This window comes from Niveispirillum cyanobacteriorum (genome assembly GCF_002868735.1).
In the GTDB taxonomy this organism is placed as follows: domain Bacteria; phylum Pseudomonadota; class Alphaproteobacteria; order Azospirillales; family Azospirillaceae; genus Niveispirillum; species Niveispirillum cyanobacteriorum.
Map to the genome: position 1 here is coordinate 959,954 of NZ_CP025611.1, position 20,966 is coordinate 980,919.

General features: G+C 61.7%; 15 protein-coding genes and 1 tRNA gene. 5 read left to right on the forward strand and 11 right to left on the reverse strand.

Annotated elements, in window-relative coordinates; all coding sequences use genetic code 11:
* Positions 1-34 precede the first annotated feature (34 nt).
* Positions 35-2,719, forward strand: coding sequence for a valine--tRNA ligase (locus C0V82_RS04265; protein WP_102111256.1), 2,685 nt, complete (start codon positions 35-37; stop codon positions 2,717-2,719).
* A 77-nt stretch (positions 2,720-2,796) separates the two neighbouring features.
* On the opposite strand, the gene C0V82_RS04270 is transcribed toward C0V82_RS04265, so the two are convergent.
* The gene (locus tag C0V82_RS04270; RefSeq protein WP_102111257.1) at positions 2,797-3,654 is read right to left on the reverse strand and encodes an ATP-binding protein; all 858 of its coding nucleotides are present in this window, start codon (positions 3,652-3,654) and stop codon (positions 2,797-2,799) included.
* A gap of 212 nt (positions 3,655-3,866) precedes the next feature.
* Here C0V82_RS04270 and yajC point away from each other — a divergent pair, with 212 nt between their 5' ends.
* The gene (gene yajC, locus C0V82_RS04275; protein ID WP_054167500.1) at positions 3,867-4,208 is read left to right on the forward strand and encodes a preprotein translocase subunit YajC; all 342 of its coding nucleotides are present in this window, start codon (positions 3,867-3,869) and stop codon (positions 4,206-4,208) included.
* Positions 4,209-4,374: 166 nt separating this feature from the next.
* On the opposite strand, the gene C0V82_RS04280 is transcribed toward yajC, so the two are convergent.
* The 6 genes from C0V82_RS04280 to C0V82_RS04305 form a co-directional block, all read right to left on the reverse strand.
* Complete coding sequence (locus C0V82_RS04280) at positions 4,375-7,392, reverse strand: TonB-dependent receptor plug domain-containing protein (protein ID WP_102111258.1); 3,018 nt, start codon at positions 7,390-7,392, stop codon at positions 4,375-4,377.
* 398 nt (positions 7,393-7,790) lie between these two features.
* Positions 7,791-9,146: a magnesium transporter gene (mgtE, locus tag C0V82_RS04285; RefSeq protein WP_245924150.1), complete on the reverse strand. Its 1,356-nt coding sequence runs from the start codon at positions 9,144-9,146 to the stop codon at positions 7,791-7,793.
* Positions 9,147-9,190: 44 nt separating this feature from the next.
* Positions 9,191-9,811 carry a class I SAM-dependent methyltransferase gene (locus tag C0V82_RS04290; protein ID WP_199772466.1) on the reverse strand — a complete coding sequence of 207 codons (621 nt, stop codon included), beginning with the start codon at positions 9,809-9,811 and terminating at the stop codon, positions 9,191-9,193.
* A gap of 64 nt (positions 9,812-9,875) precedes the next feature.
* Positions 9,876-12,167, reverse strand: a complete 2,292-nt coding sequence (locus tag C0V82_RS04295; protein WP_102111260.1) for an NADP-dependent malic enzyme — start codon at positions 12,165-12,167, stop codon at positions 9,876-9,878.
* Between the two features lie 182 nt (positions 12,168-12,349).
* A complete protein-coding gene (locus tag C0V82_RS04300) occupies positions 12,350-12,958 on the reverse strand; it encodes a class I SAM-dependent methyltransferase (RefSeq protein WP_102111261.1) in 609 nt (202 codons plus the stop codon).
* Between the two features lie 142 nt (positions 12,959-13,100).
* Positions 13,101-13,185, reverse strand: a tRNA-Leu gene (locus C0V82_RS04305).
* Positions 13,186-13,361: 176 nt separating this feature from the next.
* Between C0V82_RS04305 and C0V82_RS04310 the strand changes: the two genes are divergently transcribed.
* The 3 genes from C0V82_RS04310 (at position 13,362) to C0V82_RS04320 (ending at position 15,600) form a co-directional block, all read left to right on the forward strand.
* Positions 13,362-14,471, forward strand: coding sequence for a branched-chain amino acid ABC transporter substrate-binding protein (locus C0V82_RS04310; RefSeq protein ID WP_102111262.1), 1,110 nt, complete (start codon positions 13,362-13,364; stop codon positions 14,469-14,471).
* A 221-nt stretch (positions 14,472-14,692) separates the two neighbouring features.
* Positions 14,693-15,094 (forward strand): response regulator, encoded by a 402-nt coding sequence (locus C0V82_RS04315; RefSeq protein ID WP_245924151.1) that lies wholly within the window; start codon positions 14,693-14,695, stop codon positions 15,092-15,094.
* Between the two features lie 248 nt (positions 15,095-15,342).
* The gene (locus C0V82_RS04320) at positions 15,343-15,600 is read left to right on the forward strand and encodes a hypothetical protein (protein ID WP_102111263.1); all 258 of its coding nucleotides are present in this window, start codon (positions 15,343-15,345) and stop codon (positions 15,598-15,600) included.
* A gap of 89 nt (positions 15,601-15,689) precedes the next feature.
* Here the strand turns inward: C0V82_RS04320 and C0V82_RS04325 are convergent, their stop codons facing one another.
* The 4 genes from C0V82_RS04325 to C0V82_RS04340 all read right to left on the reverse strand — a co-directional run bounded on the left by C0V82_RS04325 (position 15,690) and on the right by C0V82_RS04340 (position 20,807).
* Complete coding sequence (locus tag C0V82_RS04325) at positions 15,690-16,154, reverse strand: DNA polymerase III subunit chi (RefSeq protein WP_102111264.1); 465 nt, start codon at positions 16,152-16,154, stop codon at positions 15,690-15,692.
* A gap of 71 nt (positions 16,155-16,225) precedes the next feature.
* Entirely contained in the window at positions 16,226-18,658 is a 2,433-nt protein-coding gene (locus C0V82_RS04330) for a beta-galactosidase (RefSeq protein WP_199772467.1), read from the reverse strand.
* A gap of 67 nt (positions 18,659-18,725) precedes the next feature.
* Complete coding sequence (locus tag C0V82_RS04335) at positions 18,726-19,238, reverse strand: hypothetical protein (protein ID WP_054167492.1); 513 nt, start codon at positions 19,236-19,238, stop codon at positions 18,726-18,728.
* Between the two features lie 75 nt (positions 19,239-19,313).
* A complete protein-coding gene (locus C0V82_RS04340) occupies positions 19,314-20,807 on the reverse strand; it encodes a leucyl aminopeptidase (protein WP_102111266.1) in 1,494 nt (497 codons plus the stop codon).
* Positions 20,808-20,966: the final 159 nt, after the last annotated feature.

Sequence of the window (20,966 nt, forward strand, 5' to 3'; positions counted from 1 at the left end):
AACCAATCCCCTTTACCCGGAAGGTCCGGCCATCATGTTGGAAAAGACGTTCTCCCCCGCCGAGGTTGAAGCCAGCCATTATCAGCGTTGGGAGGAGACGGGTGCCTTTGCCGCACACGTCGATTCGAACCAGACGCCCTATACCATCATGATGCCGCCGCCCAACGTAACGGGCAGCCTGCATATGGGCCACGCGCTGACCTTCACCTTGCAGGATATCCTGATCCGGTATCAGCGAATGCGCGGCAAGGACGCCCTGTGGCAGCCCGGTACCGACCATGCCGGCATCGCCACGCAGATGGTGGTGGAGCGCAATCTGGGCAAGGAAGGCATCAGCCGCCAGGATCTGGGCCGTGAGAAATTCCTGGAAAAGGTCTGGGAATGGAAGGCTGAGTCCGGCGGCACCATCACCACGCAGTTGCGCCGCCTGGGTGCGTCGACCGACTGGGCGCGCGAACGCTTCACCATGGATGAAGGCCTGAACAAGGCCGTCCGCAAGGTGTTCGTGGAGCTGTACCGCCAGGGCCTGATTTATCGCGACAAGCGCCTGGTCAATTGGGACCCCAAGCTGCACACCGCCATCTCCGACCTGGAGGTCGAGCAGAAGGAGGTGAACGGCAACCTGTGGCACTTCCGCTATCCGATCGATGGGCAGGAAGGCCGCTATATCGTGGTCGCCACGACGCGTCCGGAAACCATGCTGGCCGACACGGCTGTCGCTGTTCACCCCGAGGATGAGCGCTACAAGGACCTGATCGGCAAGTTCGTGCGCCTGCCCCTGGTCGGCCGCATGATCCCCATCGTGGCGGATGAATATGCCGATCCGGAGACGGGATCGGGTGCGGTCAAGATCACGCCGGCCCATGATTTCAACGATTTCGAGGTCGGCAAGCGCCACAAGCTGCCGCTGATCAACCTGCTGGACCGCGATGCCCGCATCGTTCAGGCCTTCGAAGGTTACAAGCCCGACGCCAATGGCCGTTTGGAGGCGTTCAGCGAGCCGGTGCCCGATTCCTATCGCGGTCTGGACCGGTACGAGGCGCGCAAGAAGGTGGTGGCCGATCTGGAGGCGCTGGAGCTTCTGGAACAGATCGTCCCGCACAAGATGACCCAGCCCCATGGCGACCGCTCCGGCGTGGTGATCGAGCCCTGGCTGACCGATCAGTGGTATTGCGACGCCGCAACCCTGGCCAAGCCGGCCATTGAGGCGGTGGAAACCGGCAAGACCGTGTTTGTCCCGAAGAACTGGGAGAACACCTATTTCGAATGGATGCGCAACATCCAGCCCTGGTGCATCTCGCGTCAGCTCTGGTGGGGTCACCAGATCCCCGCCTGGTACGATGCCGATGGTAATGTTTTCGTGGCGGAGACCGCCGAAGAGGCGCAGGCCCTGGCCGGCGCCGGCGTCGCGCTGACCCGCGACAGCGACGTTCTGGACACCTGGTTCTCGTCCGCCCTGTGGCCGTTCAGCACGCTGGGCTGGCCGGAAAAGGTGCCGGAACTGGACCGGTATTATCCGGGTGACGTGCTGGTCACCGGCTTCGACATCATCTTCTTCTGGGTCGCCCGTATGATGATGATGGGCATCCATTTCATGGGCGATGTGCCGTTCAAGACGGTCTATATCCACGCCCTGGTCCGCGATGAGAAGGGCCAGAAGATGTCGAAGTCGAAGGGCAATGTCATCGACCCGCTGGAAGTGATCGACCAGTATGGCTGCGACGCCCTGCGCTTCACCCTGACGGCCATGGCCGCCCAGGGCCGCGACATCAAGCTGGCGGTGAACCGCGTCGAAGGTTACCGCAATTTCGCGACCAAGCTTTGGAACGCGGCGCGCTACGCCGAAATGAATCAGGTAGCACAGGTGCCTAGCTTCGACCCGGCGGGCGTAAAGCTGACGGTCAACAAGTGGATCGTGGGCGCGGTGCAGCAGGCGGCGGGCCGCGTCACCGATGCGCTGGACGCCTACAAGTTCAACGAGGCGGCGAACGGTATCTATCAGTTTGCCTGGAACAGCTTCTGCGACTGGTACCTGGAATTTACCAAGCCGATCCTGAATGGTGAGGACGAGGCCGCCAAGGCCGAAACCCGCGCCACCACGGCCTGGGTACTGGACCGTATCCTGCACTTGCTGCACCCCGTCATGCCCTTCATCACGGAGGAACTGAACGAGAAGCTGGGCGGCCAGGGTCAGACCCTGATCTCCGCCCCCTGGCCCCTGCCCCAGGCCGCCCTGGTCGATGCGGCGGCCGGCGATGAGATGGAATGGGTGGTGCGCCTCATCTCCACCATCCGTACCGTGCGGTCAGAAATGAACGTGCCGCCATCGGCGCAGTTGCCGCTGCTGCTGAAAGGCGCGTCGGAGGTCACGCGCCAGCGTCTGGCCACCCATCGCGACCTGATCCTGCGTCTGGCCCGGCTGTCGGGTGTGGAGACCACCAGCGAAGACGCTGCCAAGGGCTCCGCCCAGGCCATCCTGGACGAAGCCACCTTGATCCTGCCGCTGGCCGACTTCATCGATGTGGAGAAGGAAAAGGCCCGTCTGGCCAAGGAGATTGGCAAGCTTGCGCAGGACATCGCCAAGATCGACGCCAAACTGTCCAACAAGAACTTTGTGGATAAGGCGCCGGAAGAGGTTATCGAGGAACAGCGCGATCGTCGGGCCGAAGCTGACACGGTGCGGGCCAAGCTGGCCGATGCACTGGCCCGGCTGGGGTAAGTTTCCCGATAGGGCATTAAGAAAGGCGGCGTCCCATGGGCGCCGCCTTTTTATTTGATGACCAGTACGGTGAGGGATCAAACCAGCCGCTTGCCCGCAGCACCAGCCAAGTCCTGGATCAGCTGCCACGCTACACGGCCCGACCGGTTCCCGCGCGTCACCGACCATTCGACGGCGGCGGCATGCAATTGCTCCACCGTCAGGTCCAGCCCGTAGGCGGCGGCGTAGCCCTCCACCATGGCGAAATAACTATCCTGATCGCAGGCATGGAAACCCAGCCAGAGGCCGAAACGGTCGGACAGGCTGATCTTTTCCTCCACCGCCTCCGATGGGTTGATGGCCGTGGAGCGCTCATTCTCGATCATGTCGCGCGGCATCAGGTGGCGGCGGTTGGAGGTGGCATAGAGCACGACATTATCGGGCCGGCCCTCGATCCCGCCCTCCAGCAGCGCCTTCAGCGACTTGTAGTCACCATCATCATGGCTGAAGGACAGGTCGTCACAGAACAGGATGCAGCGACGGTCAGACGCGCGCAGTACCTCCAGCAACTTGCCCAGTGTTGGGATATCGTCACGGTGGATTTCCACCAGTGCCAGGGAGCCCGGTGCATCGCGGTTCACCCTTGCATGCACGGCCTTGACGATGGAGCTTTTGCCCATGCCACGGGCACCCCAGAGCAGGGCATTGTTGGCCGGCAGGCCGCGCGCGAAACGCGTGCTGTTCTCCAGCAACTGCGCCTTCTGCCGGTTGATGCCCTTCAGCAGGTCGTAATCGACATAGGCGACGCGGACCACGGGCGTCAGGGACAGGGTATCAGCATGCCAGACGAACGCGTCGGCAGCAGACAGGTCACCGGTGGCGCGGGCCGGCGGGGCAAGACGGTCCAAGGCGTCGGCGATGCGGGACAGAAGGGGCAGGAAATCCTGGTCAGCCATGTCAGTCGGTCGCTCGAAAGTTCGGTGGCACCCCTTGTGCGCGGCGGCAGGCGGGGCCAGATGAGGTGCCCGCACGCTATCACGGGGTCTGTGCCGTGCCGAAGCCTGCTTGCCGCATGGCAGAAGGCCGGTTTCGGTTGCAACGGCCCCGCTGGCTTGTATAGTCCCCGCATCCGGCGTCGCCGGGCTTTGAAGAATTTGAGGAGCAGTTGATGTTCATTTCCACGGCCTATGCCCAGGCCGCTGCCGGTGCGCCGGGTGGCGGCATGGAATCCCTGATGTCGCTGGCCCCGCTGGTGCTGATCTTCGTTGTCTTCTATTTCCTGCTGATCCGTCCGCAGCAGAAGAAGCTGAAGGAGCACAAGGCGATGCTGGAAGCACTGCGCCGGGGTGACAAGGTCGTGACCGGCGGCGGTATCGTTGGCACCATCGTGAAGGTCGCCGATGACGAGGCGACGGTGGAAATCGCTGAGAACGTCCGCGTCCGCGTCCTGCGCTCTACCATCACCACCGTCCTGGCCAAGACGGAGCCGGCCAAGGTGGACGAGAAGTAAGCGCCCTTCCCCATCGGGAAAAGGCCAAAAGCAAAAACCCCGATCCTGGCATGACGCCGGGATCGGGGTTTTCTTTTGGGCTGATGGAGCGGCATTCACCACACTATCAGCCCGTACTTCATCCTGTAAAAACCGCCCCCGGCCTTTCGACCAGGGGCGGTCTTCATCAGAACGTCTTCGACACGTTTACGTAAACGCGACGACCGTAGAAGTCGTAGCCGGAATAGATCGGCGAATTGCCAACGCGGCTGTAAGAAGCCTTGGCACCGGTCAGACCCGACGAAATCTTCGGCGGCTCCTTGTCGAAGGCGTTACGCACGCCAACCGTCATGCCCCAATCGTCGGTCTTGTACTGAACCGAGAAGTGATGCAGGTCGTACGACGGAACCTTGGCGATACGAACGTCCGTGGCCGGGTTCAGGCCCAGGAGTTCGTAGCTGTCCATGCTGGCGATCCACTCGAAGCCGTAACGGAACTTCCAGTTTTCATACCGGTAGGTCAGGTCGGCGTTCAGCGTGTATTCCGGCGTGTTCAGGGTGCCGTTGTACTCATCATAGGGCTGATCCGGGAAGGTCTTGCTCTTCTGCTTGAAGAACTGCGTCAGCTGACCGTTGATGGTCACGTCGCCCGGGCCCACTTCCGTTTCGTACCGGATGTTGTAATCCAGGCCGGTGGTGATGGACGAAGCGATGTTCGTGTAGCTGTCCGAGATGATCAGACGGTTCGTACCGGCCTCACGCGCCGACACCAGACGGCACAGCGGCGCACCGCTGCGGAACTCGACCGAGTTGTAGCAGCGGGACAGGATTTCCGTGCCGCCGATACGGGTAACCGAGTTGTCGATCTTGATGTCGAAATAGTCCAGAGCGAACGAGAACTCGCCCATGCCGTCCGGCAGTTCCGGCTGGATCACCGTACCGATGGCGAAGTTCTCGGACGTTTCGGCCTCAACGCCAGCAGCGCGACCGCCACCGGAATTGACCTGAACCGACTGCGTCGCCGAGTAGTTCGGGGACAGGCCTTCGGCAGCGCAGTTCGCCTTGACGTTGGCGTTCACACCGGCGGCGCCGTAGTTGTTGCAGGGATCAGCCTGCGACGACAGGAAGCCCGACGTGGTGCCCAGGAACTGTTCGTACAGCGCCGGAGCGCGGAACGAGGTACCGAAGGTGGAGCGGATGGCCATCCACTTGGCCGGACGGTAGTTACCGCCAACCTTGTAGGTCCAGTCCGAACCATAGCTGTCATACTCGGTGTAACGGCCCGAACCGGTGAAGGTCAGTTCTTCGACCAGCGGCAGGTCCTTCAGCAGCGGAACTTCCACTTCGCTGAAGATTTCATACACATTGTCCTTGCCGCGCGTCGGGGCCGACGTCGTCAGGTTCAACAGGTTGCCACGGACCGAATTCGGATCGGGCGTATCGTTGATCTTGGACTCGCGATATTCCGCACCGATGGCCATCTGCACCATGCCGGCCGGCAGTTCGAAAATCGGGCCGTCCATGTTCAGGGTGGCGGTGTTCTCGCGGAACTTCGTGTTACCCACGACGTCGCGGAACATGTAGTTCACCCAGTCCTGCGGCAGCACGCCACCGATGGTCTGGCTGTTCAGGACCGGAGCCGGGATGCAGTTCTCGGCCGGGTTGGTCAGGTTGACGGCGCAGGTAACGCCGACGCCATTGGCACCCGGACGGACCAGGGCCGAGTTGAAGCCAGCCGGAGCCGTGACGACATTGACCGAATTGGAGGTCTTGTCGGTCAGGAACGACTGCTGCAGGTAGCTGCCTTCGGAGTTGGCGTGCGAGACGTTGAAGTCATAGCGCCAGTTCGGCACGAACTTCAGGTCGCCGCGAACGCCGGTCGTGCCCTTGTAGAAGTCGATTTCCTGCTCGGACCTGTCATTGCCAAAGCCGATGAAGGCGCGCAGGCCAGGACCGGTGTGCAGCAGCGAGCCGAAGGCCGTGCCACGGCCCTGCAGGTTGGCGGGAACCAGCGGGCTGGTGTTCGGATAGTCCAGCGACAGCTGACGATAGCCGGTCTGCCAGGATTCGCGACGGTTATACAGGAACTCTGCATAAACCTCGGACGCGCCTTCTTCATCCAGCTCGTAAGAGGCCTGGCCGAAGAAATTGTAGGTCTTGACCGGGGACAGCAGCGAACGGTTCAGCGTGCGCGGATCGAACGTGTCGCGGACGTTGATGTTGTTCGAGCCGCCGCCCACACCTTCGAAGCCCGGCAGGCCCGTGGTGACAGCGGAGTTCGGACGCCAACGGTTGAAGGCGGTGCCCACCGAACCCAGAGCGCCAACACCCGTGATGCTGGCAGTGCCCAGCGTGTTGATGGTCACGCCATTGGAGCCGGTACCGGTGATCGGGTAGCACTTCGGCTGGCCCGTGATCGGATCGACAAAGTCAACGGAGGCGCCGGTGGTCGGGTTGCGCTGGTAATCCAGGTTGCAACGGGTCCAGTCGCGGTCGGCCAGGGTCAGGTTCTTCTGTTGGAAGTACTCCAGCGACCCGGCGATCTGCCAACGGTCACCCGAGGTGCCGCCAACGAGGGAGGCGCGAGCCTGCTCACCACCATTGTCGAACGGACGGGTGAACTGGCCTTCGGCCGTCACGCCCTCAATATTCTTCTGGGTGACGATGTTGATAACGCCGGCGATAGCGTCCGAACCATAAACGGACGACGCACCTTCGCGCAGGATTTCCACGCGCTCAACAATGGCGTTCGGCAGCGTGTTCAGGTCGGTGGCGCCCACCGAACCACGCGTGCCCGAGGGCATGACGCGGCGACCGTTGATCAGCACCAGCGTACGACCCGAACCCAGGCCACGCAGCGAAACAGAGTTCGCGCCGGGACCGCCATTGGTGACAAAGCCGCCGAACGCGTTGTTCAGCTGACCGGAACCGCTGGTCACACCGCTCTGCTGCAGCAGGTCACCGGTGGAAACCATGCCTGCCAGCACGCTTTCCTCACGGTTGATCACCTGCACCGGCGAGGGCGAGTTGAACACGTCGCGGCGCAGGCGCGAGCCCACAACCACGATCTCCTTCAGCGACTCTGCCTCGCTGCTGGCCTGGCTGCTCTGCGCCATGGCCGGGAAGGAGGTCAGGACCATCGCTGCGGCGCCCGTCAATAGAGCGGTCCGCAGGGTGCCAGACTTGGAAACCCGATAGTTCGTCATCTCTCAGCATTCCTTTTTGATTTTCGTTGGACCTTTGGGCCCATGCGGACGTGCCGCAGGGTCCGATACCCCGATCCAACGTATCGACAGTTAAAAATCCAGCTGCCGTCACGGACAAGAGCGCTTGCACGACAGAGACGTCTTTGGGCAAAAGTGTTGCAATATTGCATGTGTTAGGATTTTAAACGTCATATTCGTTTCAATTTTGTCACTGTTCAGGTAACTTTTGAACGACTAAAATTTTAGCAACCGTTTAATGTTTCTGACATGTAACCGACATAATAACACATTGCACATGTGAAAAGGCATTCTTGCAGAAAATTGCTCAGATTCTCTGGCCATTGGTTTGCGCGCATCAATTGATTTTCATTTTATCGCCTGTCGGCCAGGCTGTGCCGTCACAGCAGGAACAGCGTCGCCAGTCCCAGAAAGGACAGGAAACCGACAACGTCGGTGATCATCGTCAGGAACACGCCCGACGCGACCGCAGGGTCAATCTTCATGCGATCCAGCAAGAAGGGGATAAGGCCACCGAACAGGCCGGCGCAGATCAGATTGATGATCATGGCACCGGCAATGACCAGACCGATGATGGAATGGCCAAACCAGAAATAGGTGATGCCGCCGACAATACCGGCCAAGGCCATGCCGTTCATCAGGCCTACCAGCACTTCCTTGCCGATCACGCGGGCGGCGTTGGAGGTCGTCAGTTCCTTGGTGGCAAGCGCACGAACGGCAACAGTCAGGGCCTGGGTCCCGGCATTGCCGCCCATGCTGGCCACAATAGGCATCAGGGCGGCGAGCGCCACGACATGGGCGATGGTGGTGGTGAACTGATTGATCACAGTCGCGGAAATCAGCGCCGTGACCACGTTGAAGGCCAGCCATCGAAAGCGGGACCGCGCCGTGGACAGGACGGCACGATACAGATCGTCCTCGCCAACGCCACCCATGGCCAGCATATCGGCCTCGGCTTCCTCCTCAATCACGTCCACGACGTCATCGACGGTGATGACACCCAGCAGACGACCGCCCTTATCCACCACCGGGGCGGATACCAGACCATAATTACGGAACAGGCGCGCGACCTCTTCCTGGTCCATGGTGACCGGAATGCGGTGAATATCCTCGTGCAGAATATCAGCCAGCTTCACCCCACGCTTGGCGCGCAGGACACGGGACAGCGGTACGGAGCCGATGACCCGATGCATTGGGTCCACGACAAAGATGTCGTAAAACTGCTCCGGCAGTTCGCTCTTGTCGCTGGTGGCGGCTGCCCGGAGATAGTCCAAAAGGCCGCCGACGGTCCAGAATTCTGGCACGGAAACGAATTGCCGGCCCATCAGACGTCCGGCGGAATATTCCGGATAGGTGAGCCCTTCCTCCACCAGCGCCCGGGCCTCGGGCGGCAGGTTGGAAAGGATGGATTGCTGCGCGTCCTCGTCCAGATCCTGGATAACGTCGATGGCGTCGTCGGTGTCCAGTTCTGCAACAGCCGCGGCCAGAGCCTTCGGCTCCAACCGCTCCACAACCTCGTCACGCAGGTCGATAGAGAGATAGGCCAGGATCTCTGCGTCGAACTGCGGTCGCAGCAGCGCGATCAGCAACTCGCGCCGATCCTCATCAGCCTGTTCCAGCAGATCGGCAATATCGGACGGATGCAGCTCGGCCAGAGCCATTGCGGCGCTTTTGGCGTCACCGGCATCCAGGAAATCCGAAATCTCATGCATCTGCGCCCGCTCAGGCTCCTGCACCTTAAATCCCCACGCTCAATCGCTCCTGTCCCGACGTCTCAGCTTCACGGTGTATCCGGAAAATGTGCAGCGGCCAGTTCACGAAGGGCCGCATCCGATAAGGCCGCTTTGGAGGCGACCATCCACAGCTCGAAGAATGGGTATCCGCGCGATATGCCCGCAATCGCCTTGAACCCAGCTTCCTTCAATGCCTCTGCCAGACTGTCACGGGTGAACCCGGTCCGGTGGGCCATGAACTGGTTACCTGCCGCCAGTGATTGACGGTGGCCGTACAGCATGTCGATGGCAGAGATCGGCCCGGCAGGCGATTCTGCAAAAGGTTGCATGAGTTGGCCTTTGGCCACCAGTGCGGCAATACCCTGCAAATCGGGACAGGTAATGATCAGGAACCCATCAGGCGTCAGGACCCGTAGGCATTCGGCAAGGGCCACCGGTACCTCATGCGAGTAATGGTGTTCGATGCTGTGGGAGGAGTAGATGGCATCCATGCTGCCGGATGCAATCATGTCCATCTTGATCATCGATCCGATAATGTCGGGCCCGACATTCGGGTCGATGTCTAACCGCACCTCATGCCAGCCTTCACTGGCGAAGGTCCTGGTCGTGTTATGACGCCGCTTGATGCCGCATCCGGCATGAAGGAATTGCTTCAAACCAAACGTCATACCTGTTGAATCCCAGAAGGTAGAATGGAACGGGCCGCCGGACAGCGGCCCGCATAAAGGAGGGTTAACGCTCCTGTGCGCTACCCGGGCTGTGCATCTGCGCATCAATGACGGCCAGGGCCGACATGTTGACGATGCCGCGGACCGTAACCGACGGGGTCAGGATATGCGCCGGCTTGGCGGTGCCCAGAAGCACCGGCCCCACCGTGAGACCATCGCCCAGCACCTTCAGCAGGTTGAAGGAGACGTTGGCACTGTCACGGTCGGGCATGACCAGCAGGTTGGCCGACCCATGCAGGCGGCTATTGGGGAAGATGCGGCTGCGGATTTCCGGGCTGATGGCCGCATCCGCATGCATTTCGCCCTCCACCTCCAGATTCGGATAGCGGGCGGTGATAGCCTGGAGCGCCTCACGCATCTTCACGGCGGAGGCATCGTTGTGGCTGCCAAAGCTGGAATGCGACAGCAGCGCGATCTTCGGCGACAGACCGAAGCGTCGCACCTCTTCTGCTGCCAGGTCGGTAATATCGGCCAATTCCGACGCGCTGGGCGTCGCATTCACGTAGGTGTCAGTGAGGAAGAAAGTGCCACGGTTGAGGATCAGCACCGATAGGGCCGCCATCACGCGCGCTCCCGGCTTCTTGCCGATCACGTCATTCACGTGCTTCAGGTGCCAGTCATAGAGGCCGACAGTGCCGCAGATCAGGGCGTCTGCATCGCCCTTTTCCACCATCAGGGCACCGATAACGGTGCTGTTAGTGCGCACCACCTGGCGGGCGCGGTCGGGCGAGACACCACCGCGTTCCATCTTGCGGTGATAGGTCTGCCAATAATCGTTATAGGCCGGGTCGTTCTGCGGATCGATCAGACGGACATTGTCGTCCAAGCGCAGACGCAGCCCCAGCTTTTCAATACGGCGGGCCACAACCTCGCGGCGGCCGATCAGGATCGGCTGGGCAATGCCGTCATCCATAACCTGTTGGGCGGCGCGCAGCACCCGCTCCTCTTCACCCTCGGCATAGGCGATGCGGCGCGGGTCGGCCTTGGCCTTGGCGAAGACCGGCTTCATCAGCAGGCCGGAGCGGAAGACGAACTGGCCCAGCTGTTCCAGATAGGCGTCGAAATCCTGGATGGGGCGCGTGGCCACACCGCTTTCCATGGCGGCCTTGGCCACCGCAGGCGCGATTTCCAGGATCAGGCGCGGGTCAAACGGGCGCGGGATCAAATATTCCGGGCCGAAGCTGGGCGGCGCCTCGCCATAGGCCATGGCGACCACGTCATGTACCTCCGCCTGGGCCAGGCGGGCGATGGCGTTGACGGCGGCGATCTTCATCGCCTCATTGATCGTCGTGGCCCCCACATCCAGCGCGCCGCGGAAGATGAAGGGGAAGCACAGGACATTGTTGACCTGATTGGGGAAGTCCGACCGGCCCGTACCGACAATGGCATCGGGACGCACGGCCTTCACCTCGTCCGGCATGATTTCCGGCGTGGGGTTGGCGAGCGCCATCACGATCGGATTGGCAGCCATCTTCTTCACCATATCCTGGGTCAGGACACGGGGGGCGGACAACCCTAAGAAGATGTCGGCATCGCCGATAATATCGTCCAATGTGCGGGCGTTGGTCGGCTTGGCGTAGCGTTCCTTGCGCGGGTCCATCAGTTCGGTGCGACCCTGATAGACCACGCCCTTGATGTCATTCACCCAGACGTTCTCAACCGGCAGGCCCATATCGACCAGCAGATCCAGACAGGCCAGCGCCGCCGCACCGGCACCGGAGCAGACCAGCTTAACCGAAGCAAAGTCGCGGCCTGTCAGTTTCAGCGCATTTGTGATGGCGGCGGCCACGATGATGGCGGTGCCATGCTGATCGTCGTGGAAAACGGGGATCTTCATGCGCTCGCGCAGCTGCTTCTCAACATAGAAGCATTCGGGCGCCTTGATATCTTCCAGATTGATGCCGCCAAAGGTCGGCTCCAGCGCCGCGATGACATCAACCAGCTTGTCGGGGTCCTTCTCGCTGATCTCGATGTCGAAGACATCGATGCCGGCGAACTTCTTGAACAGAACGCCCTTACCCTCCATCACGGGCTTGGACGCCAGGGGACCGATATCGCCCAGGCCCAGAACGGCGGTGCCGTTCGTGATGACTGCCACCAGATTGCCGCGGCTGGTGTACTTGGCGGCATTCGCCTCGTCCTCCACGATGGCTTCACAGGCATGCGCCACGCCCGGCGAATAGGCCAGTGCGAGATCGCGCTGCGTCGCCAGCGGCTTGGTCGGCGTCACGGCAATTTTGCCGGGAACGGGAAGGCGGTGGTAATCCAACGCCGCATCGCGGAAGGAATCGGTCATTTCAGGGTGAGCTCCCAACAAACCTGAACGGATTTTTGTTGGTCCCTAGTTAGTCCCCTACCACCGCCGCTGTCCAGCCAGAGGACACCGCGCAAAACGGTTATCAGATAAAACATGAAGGATGGCCGGCGCGCAGCTGGCCATCCTTTGCTGATTTCCAGCCCTGTCGGCACACGTCTCGATCACTGATCCCGGCGCAGAAGGATACCCCAATAAACATCCGGGCCGCATGCGACATTCACATTGATGGCGGTGGCGTCAGCTATGGTGAAGCCTGTGCGCCGCATCAGGCTTTGCCAGGATGACAGGCCAAATACGCTGTAATGGTTCAGGTTCTCATGATGATAAGCGGATGTATCGGGCGCCGGCACCTCAACATAGACATGGCCGCCGACACGCGTCAGCCGGAAATATTCGGACAGGGTGAAAAGCGGAAATGGGCTATGCTCCAGGACGTGGCGGCACCAGAGAAGGTCGAATGACTGGTCAGGAAATTCAAGAAAGCTCTGGTCGGCTTCGATGACCTCATACCCGGCGGCCTTGCAGACCTCATAATCGGCGCCGATGGTAATGCCGATGGCCTTCGCCCCTGCATCCCGGAAATGGGCCAGGGCCACGCCCTGCCCGCATCCGATGTCCAGGACATCCATGCCAGCCTTGAGCGCGCCATTCTGCTTCAGGTGGTTGACCATCATGGCCGTGACGGAGATGGCCGGTTCCGAAGGCGGCTCTGCGTAGATTTCACCACGCAAACTGTCCAGGAATTTATCGAACCGTGAATAGTCGCGCATTACCGCCCCCTGCATGTCACCACATAGACAATACATGCGGGACAGGACGAAAAGAAAGATCACTATTGCAGGCCGACCTTCGGTACGGGCCCAGAAACACGAAGCCCCGGAACATTGCTGTTCCGGGGCTTATCGCGGATCATGGTGCGGCCGAAAAGACTCGAACTTTCACGGGTTGCCCCACAGCGACCTCAACGCTGCGCGTCTACCAATTCCGCCACGGCCGCAAGCACATGTCGAAAACCAAACAGGGTTACCGTTCGGTGGAGGGGTGGATAGCAAATCGCGACACGGGGTTCAAGCAGCATTTCGGGCCATCTAGACTACGCTACAGATTTGACGGGCCGGTCACGCGTGATAGCTTCTCCCCCACGTTCCACGCCCCGATGGGAGATTGGCGACAATGCAACTGAAGAAGACCCTGACCGCCGCACTGACGGCAGCGACCATGCTTTCGTCCCTGCCGGCATTTGCCGACACGGTGGTGGGGCTGGTGGCGCCGTTGACCGGCCCCAACGCGGTTTTCGGTGAACAGATGCGCCGTGGCGCCGAAATGGCCGTGGCCGATATCAATGCCAAGGGTGGCTTGCTGGGTGAAAAGCTGGTTCTGGTCAACCTGGACGACGCATCCAACCCCAGCCAGGGTGTCGCTATCGCCAACAAGCTGGCCACGCAGGGCGGTGTCGCCGCCTTCGGCAACTTCAACTCCGCCGTTTCGATTCCCTCCTCCAAGGTGTTCGCCGATGAAGGGATCGTGATGATCAGCCCGGCCTCCACCAACCCGCAACTGACCGAACAGGGCTTCACCACCGTGTTCCGTACCTGCGGACGCGATGACCAGCAGGGTGATGTGGCTGCCGCCTGGCTGCTGAAAAGCCATAAGGATGGCAAGGTCGCCGTCATCCATGACCAGACCACCTATGGCCGCGGTCTGGCAGAGGCCACCCGCAGCGCCCTGAACAAGGGTGGCAAGAAAGAAGTCATGTTCGACGCTGTGAATGTCGGCGACCGCGACATGTCGGCCCTGGTTACCAAGATGAAGGATGCAGGCGTCAATGTCGTCTATTTCGGCGGCCTGCATACCGAGGCGGGCCTGCTGGTCCGCCAGATGGCCGATGCGGGGCTGAAGGCTGTGTTCATGTCGGGCGACGGCACCGTGAACCAGGAATTCTGGAACATCGCGGGCGCTTCCGCTGAGGGGGCGCTGGTGACGTTCGGCAATGAGTATCGCGACAAGCCGGAAGCCGCCGATGTCGTGAAGCGCTTCCGCGCCGGTGGCTTCGAACCGGAGGCTTACACGCTCTACACCTACGCCGCCGTGCAGGTCTGGGCCGGTGCAGCAGCCAAGGCGAAGTCGGCAGATGCCGATAAGGTCGCTGCCAGCATTCGCGATGGCGTCTATTCCACTGTGATCGGGCCGCTGTCGTTCGATGCCAAGGGCGACCGCAAGGTCACCGACTATGTCGTCTATCGCTGGACGGCCGGCAAGTACGCCCCGATCCCCGGGCAATAATCCTAGTCCCTGAACACCCCCGGCCAGCCAAATGCCGGGGGTGTTTCGATTCTGGCACTATCGCTTTTGGCATTGGGCGAACTTTTGGTATAAGTGCCCGTGCCTACTGGCTGAATTGTGCGTATTCGGCTGATGCCCTATCCAGAAGACATTGATGCCGTCATGAGACCCTTGATTGGGCCGACGCGGCTGGCTCCCCCCACCCCGTTGAAGGAATCGTGGTGACCGTGTCCCCCGCCGCCAATCCGCCCCTGAAGGTCATGATCGTCGAAGACGACGCTCTTGTCGCCATGGGGGTGCAATTGACGCTGAACGAGCTTGGCCACGACGTGGTGGGCATTGCGGCGTCGGAGATGGAGGCATTGGCCGTGGCACAGGCAGAGCGCCCGCAACTGGCCCTGATGGACATCCGCTTGCGCGGGGCCAATGATGGCGTGCAGGTGGCACAGCGGCTTTGGCAGGAATTGCGGGTCCGCTGCATCTTCCTGTCCGCTTATGCTGATGAGCATACGATGGAGCGCGTGGCCAAGACGCGGCCCTTGGGTTTCGTGCAGAAACCCTATACGGCCCAGCAGCTAAAAACAGCGCTGGAACAGGCGCGCCCGCGCTTGAACGAGGACTAAGCGACCCTTAAGTCTCCGAATAACCCTGTGAATGGCATCTGATTGCCGTATTTCCGGGGGAACCTGAGCATGAAGACGGCAGGAGTGAGGGTGATTTGCCGGGAAAATACGCAAAAACTTCCCCGTAAAGCCATCGACCCTGTTGTCATAATGCACTCAAGGCTTCAAGGTTGGAGCGTTGAAGCGTACCCGGTAACGGGGGGATGGGCCCTCGCCAACCGGTCACATATAAGCGAAGGAGCGAACAAATGCGCGTGCTTCCCATGGTTTTTGCCGGCCTGATGGTTGTCGGTCTGGCCGCCTGCGGCAAGAAGGAAGAGGCTGCCGCCCCGGCTCCGGCCCCGGCCGCTGAGACGCCGGCTCCGGCCCCCGCCGCCGAACCCGCCCCGGCGCCTGCGGAAGCGCCGGCTGCTGCTCCGGCTGAAGGCACCCCGGCCCCGGCCGAGGGCACTGCTCCGGCGACCCCGCCGGCTGAGGGCACCACCCCGCCGGAAGGTAACAAGTAATTCTTGATACCTTGACCGCTTAGGCGGTCGGAGGGGGCCGGGCATCGTCGGGATGCCCGGCCCTTTTCATTTCCGGATGAAAAACGCCCTCAGGCCTTTTTTTCCCAGCCACCGCCGTCATTCTGCTGCCAGTATGTCAGTTCGTCGCCCGCCGCCTTTGCCGTACGCCAACGGTCGCGGGCCGATGCGACCGCATCAGGATCATTGCCATCAAACAGATCGCAGATCAGGGTGACGCCCGGCATCCCGGGTTGATCGACCCCGTCGGTCAGGAACAGAACCGTGGCGCCATTGGGTGGGGTTTCCAACGGCCCATCGGCCAGGGCATGGATCAACACCGGCTGTAACGCGGCGTGCCCATCCTTTGCGGTGCCATGGGGCAGGAAACCATCGGGCCGGTAGGTCCAGAGATGCTGGTTCATGGCTTCGGCCCGTTCGGGGCTGCCCACCATCACCAGCACGCGCCAGCCGCGTTCCAGCGACTTTTCCAGCAGGCCCGGCAGGGTCTGTTCCAGCGTCTTGCGCGTCAGGTGATAGAAACGCCGTTCCGTCATCGACAGGACCCCATCCCGGTTCACGGCCGTTGCTTTAGCACGAAAGCCGACCGTGAAGTCAGGGGGCACGATCAGGGGACCGCCACCGACAGCGCATATTCCGGTACAATACGGGCGGATTTCAGCACCGCCACCTGCCCGTCCGCCGCCTGAGCCGGTTTCCATTCCTGCTGGATATAGATGGGTGCATCGGCACGCAGCGGCATAATTGTCAGGGTCAATGGCTGCGCGATCTCAGCCGCGAAACGCTTCAATCCGATGCGCCAAGCGGGACCATTGAAGTAATGATCATCGATCATACGCACGCCGCTGAACAGCCGCCCCACATCGCCCTGATAATCCAGTTCCAGCCAGGCATCGGCAACGCCGGCCAATGCGTCCGCTGGAACGCTGATCGACCACGCGGCCGACTTGCCATAGGCCTCGGGAGCCGGCTGCATCGCGGCTTTGGCTGGGCCGCCGATACGGATGGCAGGGGCAGGCTGTGCCGCGCGCACCGGCTCCACCGTTACAGGCATATCGGGCTTTGATGTCACGGCCTTTTCATAGGTGGTAAACAGCCCATCCGTCTTTCCGCCACGGCCCAGGGACGGCAGCGTGGAATAACGAAAACGGGGATTACCCCGGCTGCGCAGGTCAAATCCAGTATCGGTCGCGAACAGATCGGCATCGCTGACCACCGCAATGTCCTGGCCGTTCCGGCGCAGCAGAACCAGGGATTCGGCCTGTACCTCTGTCACGATTAGCAGGCGTTTGCGCGTACCGGCGGCGGTGAAGGTGACAGCAGCGCCCAGGCCAGGCCTCAGGCCCGTAACAAGGGTCGTACCAGTACGGTTGGCAACGGTCGCCCCCGGGGCCTTAACATCCGTCGCACCCGTTAGGGCCAGTTCCACTGGCACGCCGGGTTCAGCCTGCAGAATATGGGTTTCGATCCCATCGACCGTCACCCGCGTCACCGGCTGCGCCGTGGCGTAGGCTAGCCGGGCGCCGCCAAGGTCCATATTCACGGGCCAGATGAAATGCGATCCGGCAGGGATGGTCACCGGGACGGACGGAAAGCTGACAGGGCCGCCAGGCAGATTGATGGTGAAGCGTACGTCTGTGACCGGTTGCATCCGGTATTGACGGATATGGCTGCTGAAGAACAGGAAGGCGGCGTCACCAGCGCTGCGGACCGACCAGCGGGGTGTGGAAAGATCATCCAGCGCCTTGGGCAGGATGGAAGGCGCATGCGGCACCATGGGCGCCAGTTGGTCCCCATAGGCGGATGTGAACAGGTGGAAGGGCCGCACCTTGCGCAGGACGGGTCGCATATCGCCATACTGGCCAATCGGTGCCTGGAAATCATAGCCGATGATAGGGGTGTCGTTGTGGCCATGAATGCCGGTGTTCTCTTCCAGCGTGGTGCGTCCCACCGGATTTCGGCCACCGTGGAACATGTAATAGCCGAACAGGTTCACGCCTGACCCGATCTGTACTGGCAGCATCGCGGAGATATCAGCGGGGTCGATCACGGCCCGACGCCGATACATGGCCGGCACCCCGCCGCCATATTCTGCACCCAGGAAGGGGGTGTGGGGGATGTCGGGATCGGCATCACCCCGGCGCGTGGCCACCGTCTGCGCGCCGAGATTGCCGCTGACACGGCTGTCAAACCGGAAAGCGTAGGTTTCCTTGGGAGGCAGTATCTCCGGACTGGCCTTCCAGGGTTCATCCGGGTAACCGCCGAAGACGGGCACTACCTCCCCGCTGGGATAGACGGTCTGGTCCCAGCCGGTCACGGTATAGAGCGGGACATCGAACCCGGCGGCCAGCGCCATGCGCTTTAAGGTGGCGATATGGTCCCGCCCCTGCCCCGGCCCGGTCAGATTATACTCATTCTCCAACTGCACCCCGACGACCGGCCCACCATCCTTCCAGAGCAGACCTGAAACCTGCGCTGCGATCTGCCGGTAGAAGCGGTCGACATAGGACAGATATTGCGGGTCATTGCCGCGCGTGGGCATGGCATCCACCACCCAGTCGGGGATACCGCCATACCGCACCTCCGCATGCGACCAGGGGCCGATCCGGACCACCAGCTTCAGGCCGTGTTTTGCACAAAGCTGCGCAAACCGGCGCAGGTCGCGATCCCCGGTCCAGGTGAAGGCGCCCTCCACCTCCTCATGGTGGTTCCAGATGATGTAGGTGGCGACGATGTCGATGCCTGCCGCCTTCATCTTGGCCAGTTGCTCCTCCCAGCCATCGGCGGGAAAGCGGGTGTAATGGAACTCACCCATGGTCGGCATCCAGGGCTTGCCGTTCAGGGTAAGATAGCGGTTGTTGATGCCGATCGTCCCGCCCGCAGGGCTGACCCCCTGCCCCATTCTCAGGTAACCGGTTTCCAAGGCCGGAGCGGGCGCGGTTGCATCCACGCTTAGCACCGTTTCCGCCAGACTGACACCCGATGACAGAAACGTCGCGGCGAGAGCCATGCCAATCAGATGGCCATTATGTACGCGCATCAACCAACCTCCCCAAACCTGATTTTGGAGAGTAGTATTATACGATAAATATGCCCTGTAAAAGCCGTCAGCGCGGCGGGAACGGATCGAAGTCCACTTCCTGGACCATGGAACGCAGGTCATCCAGGGTTCCGGTGCGGGTTGTTAGCATGACGATGCCGTCCGCCCCGGCGGGAATCTGGATCTGGTGAAGCGGGACCTGCGCTTCGGGATAGGTGATGACGATGGCGCGCTTGCCATGTAGCACCTCAACCGTGCCGTTCGGCGGCAGCGTGCTGGGAACCTTGATGGAGCCCGTGACGGCCTTGAACAGTGTCGGGCTGCGTGCCGCCCCCACCACGACCTCGACCTTGCCCTTGCGGTAAGAGGCTTCCGCAGTCGCAGCAGAATACATCGGCAAGGCGCCGCCCGCGGTGCGGACCTCGCTCTTCTTCCAGCCATCATGGCCGCCAGGAAGAACGTCCACCATCTGGCTGTTCGGCTTGATGACAGGCTCCTGGGCCGTTGCCAGGGTGGCCGGCAGCAGGGCCAGCGGGGAAACCAGCAGGGCAAGGGAGAGAGCAAGGGCCGAACGACGCATGAAACCTTCTCCGTCGGAAAATTACTGTGGAAAAGGGGCCGGCCATTCCGCCGGCCCCTGACCCTGTATCAGATATCAGCCTTCGTAATGCGTGGCGACCAGCTTATCCAGCAGGCGCACGCCGAAAGCCGTGGCACCCTTCGGCACCATGCCCTTGTCGGCCTTGGCCCAGGCGGTGCCGGCGATGTCCAGATGCGCCCACGGCACCTTGTTCACGAAGCGCTGCAGGAACTGCGCCCCGATGATGGAGCCGGCATTCATCGGGCGACCAATATTCTTCACATCGGCCACGTCGCTGTCGATATCCTTGTCATAGGCGGGCGACAGCGGCAGACGCCACAGCTTCTCCCCCGTCTTCAGACCAGCCTCGGTCAGCTTGGCGGCCAGATCGTCATCGTTAGAGAACAGGCCGGCATGTTCATTGCCCAGGCTGACGATGATGGCACCGGTCAGGGTGGCCAGATCGACCATGAACTTGGGCTTAAACTGATCCTGGGTGTACCAGAGCGCGTCGGCCAGCACGAGGCGGCCTTCGGCGTCGGTGTTCAGCACCTCGATCGTCTGGCCCGACATGGTGGTGACGATGTCGCCCGGACGCTGTGCATTGCCATCGGGCATGTTCTCGGCCAGGGCGACGACACCGATGGCGTTCACCTTCGCCTTGCGCCCGGCCAGCACGGCCATCAGGCCGATAACGGTGCCGGAACCGCCCATGTCCCACTTCATCTCGTCCATGTTGGCGGCGGGCTTGATCGAGATGCCGCCGGTGTCGAAAGTGATGCCCTTGCCGACGAAAGCCACCGGGGCCTCATCCTTGGCGCCGCCATTCCACTTCATGATGACCAGACGCGGCGGACGCACCGAACCCTGGCCCACGCCCAGCAGCGCGCCCATGTTCAGCTTCTTCATCTTCTTCTCGTCCAGCACCTCGACCTCAAGGCCCAGCTTGGACAGATCGACGCAGCGGTCGGCCAGCGTCTCCGGATAGATGACATTCGGCGGCTCGGACACGACATCGCGGGTCACGAAGATGCCGTCGGCAACCTTCTCCAGCTTCTCCCAGACCTTCTTGGCGGCCTTGGCGGCGTCGGTCTGGACCGTTACCTTCTTGATCGACGGCTTCTTGTCGTCGGACAGCGTGGTGCGATACTTGTCGAACCGGTAGGAACGCAGGACGGCGCCGAACGCGACCTCGGCGGCCAGTTCACCCGCGTCGCCCGTCAGCCCATCATGGGCATCCAGTGCCACGGCCAGATCAGCCTCACCGGTGTTCTGTGCAGCAGCCCAGGCGGCGGCGCCGGCATTGTTAGCGCCATTGCCGTCAAACTCACCGGGCGCGCCAATGCCAACCAGCAGCAGGCGGGAAATGTCCAGGCCGGTGGGGGCGACAAGGTTCAGAACCTCTTCGGCCTTGCCCTTGAAACGGCCCTGTTCCATGGCGCGGGTCAGCAGGCCGCCGGTCTTCTGATCCAGATCACGCCCCAGCGCGCCCAGCGCGCGGTCGGCGGCGACAGTGACGGCCAGGATGCCGGATTTCGGCGTACCGGGCGAAGCGAAGGCGATTTTCATTCCGGTGCTCTCTTGTTGTTGAACCGGCGAATTGTGGCGCCGGCGGTTGTGTGCATGGCAAGGAGTCGATAAAGAACAGCCACGTACCCATGTCAAGGTCACCTTGGGCCAAAATCTGTCGGTCCGCCACGAACAGGTCGCAATCGGGCGATACGTTGT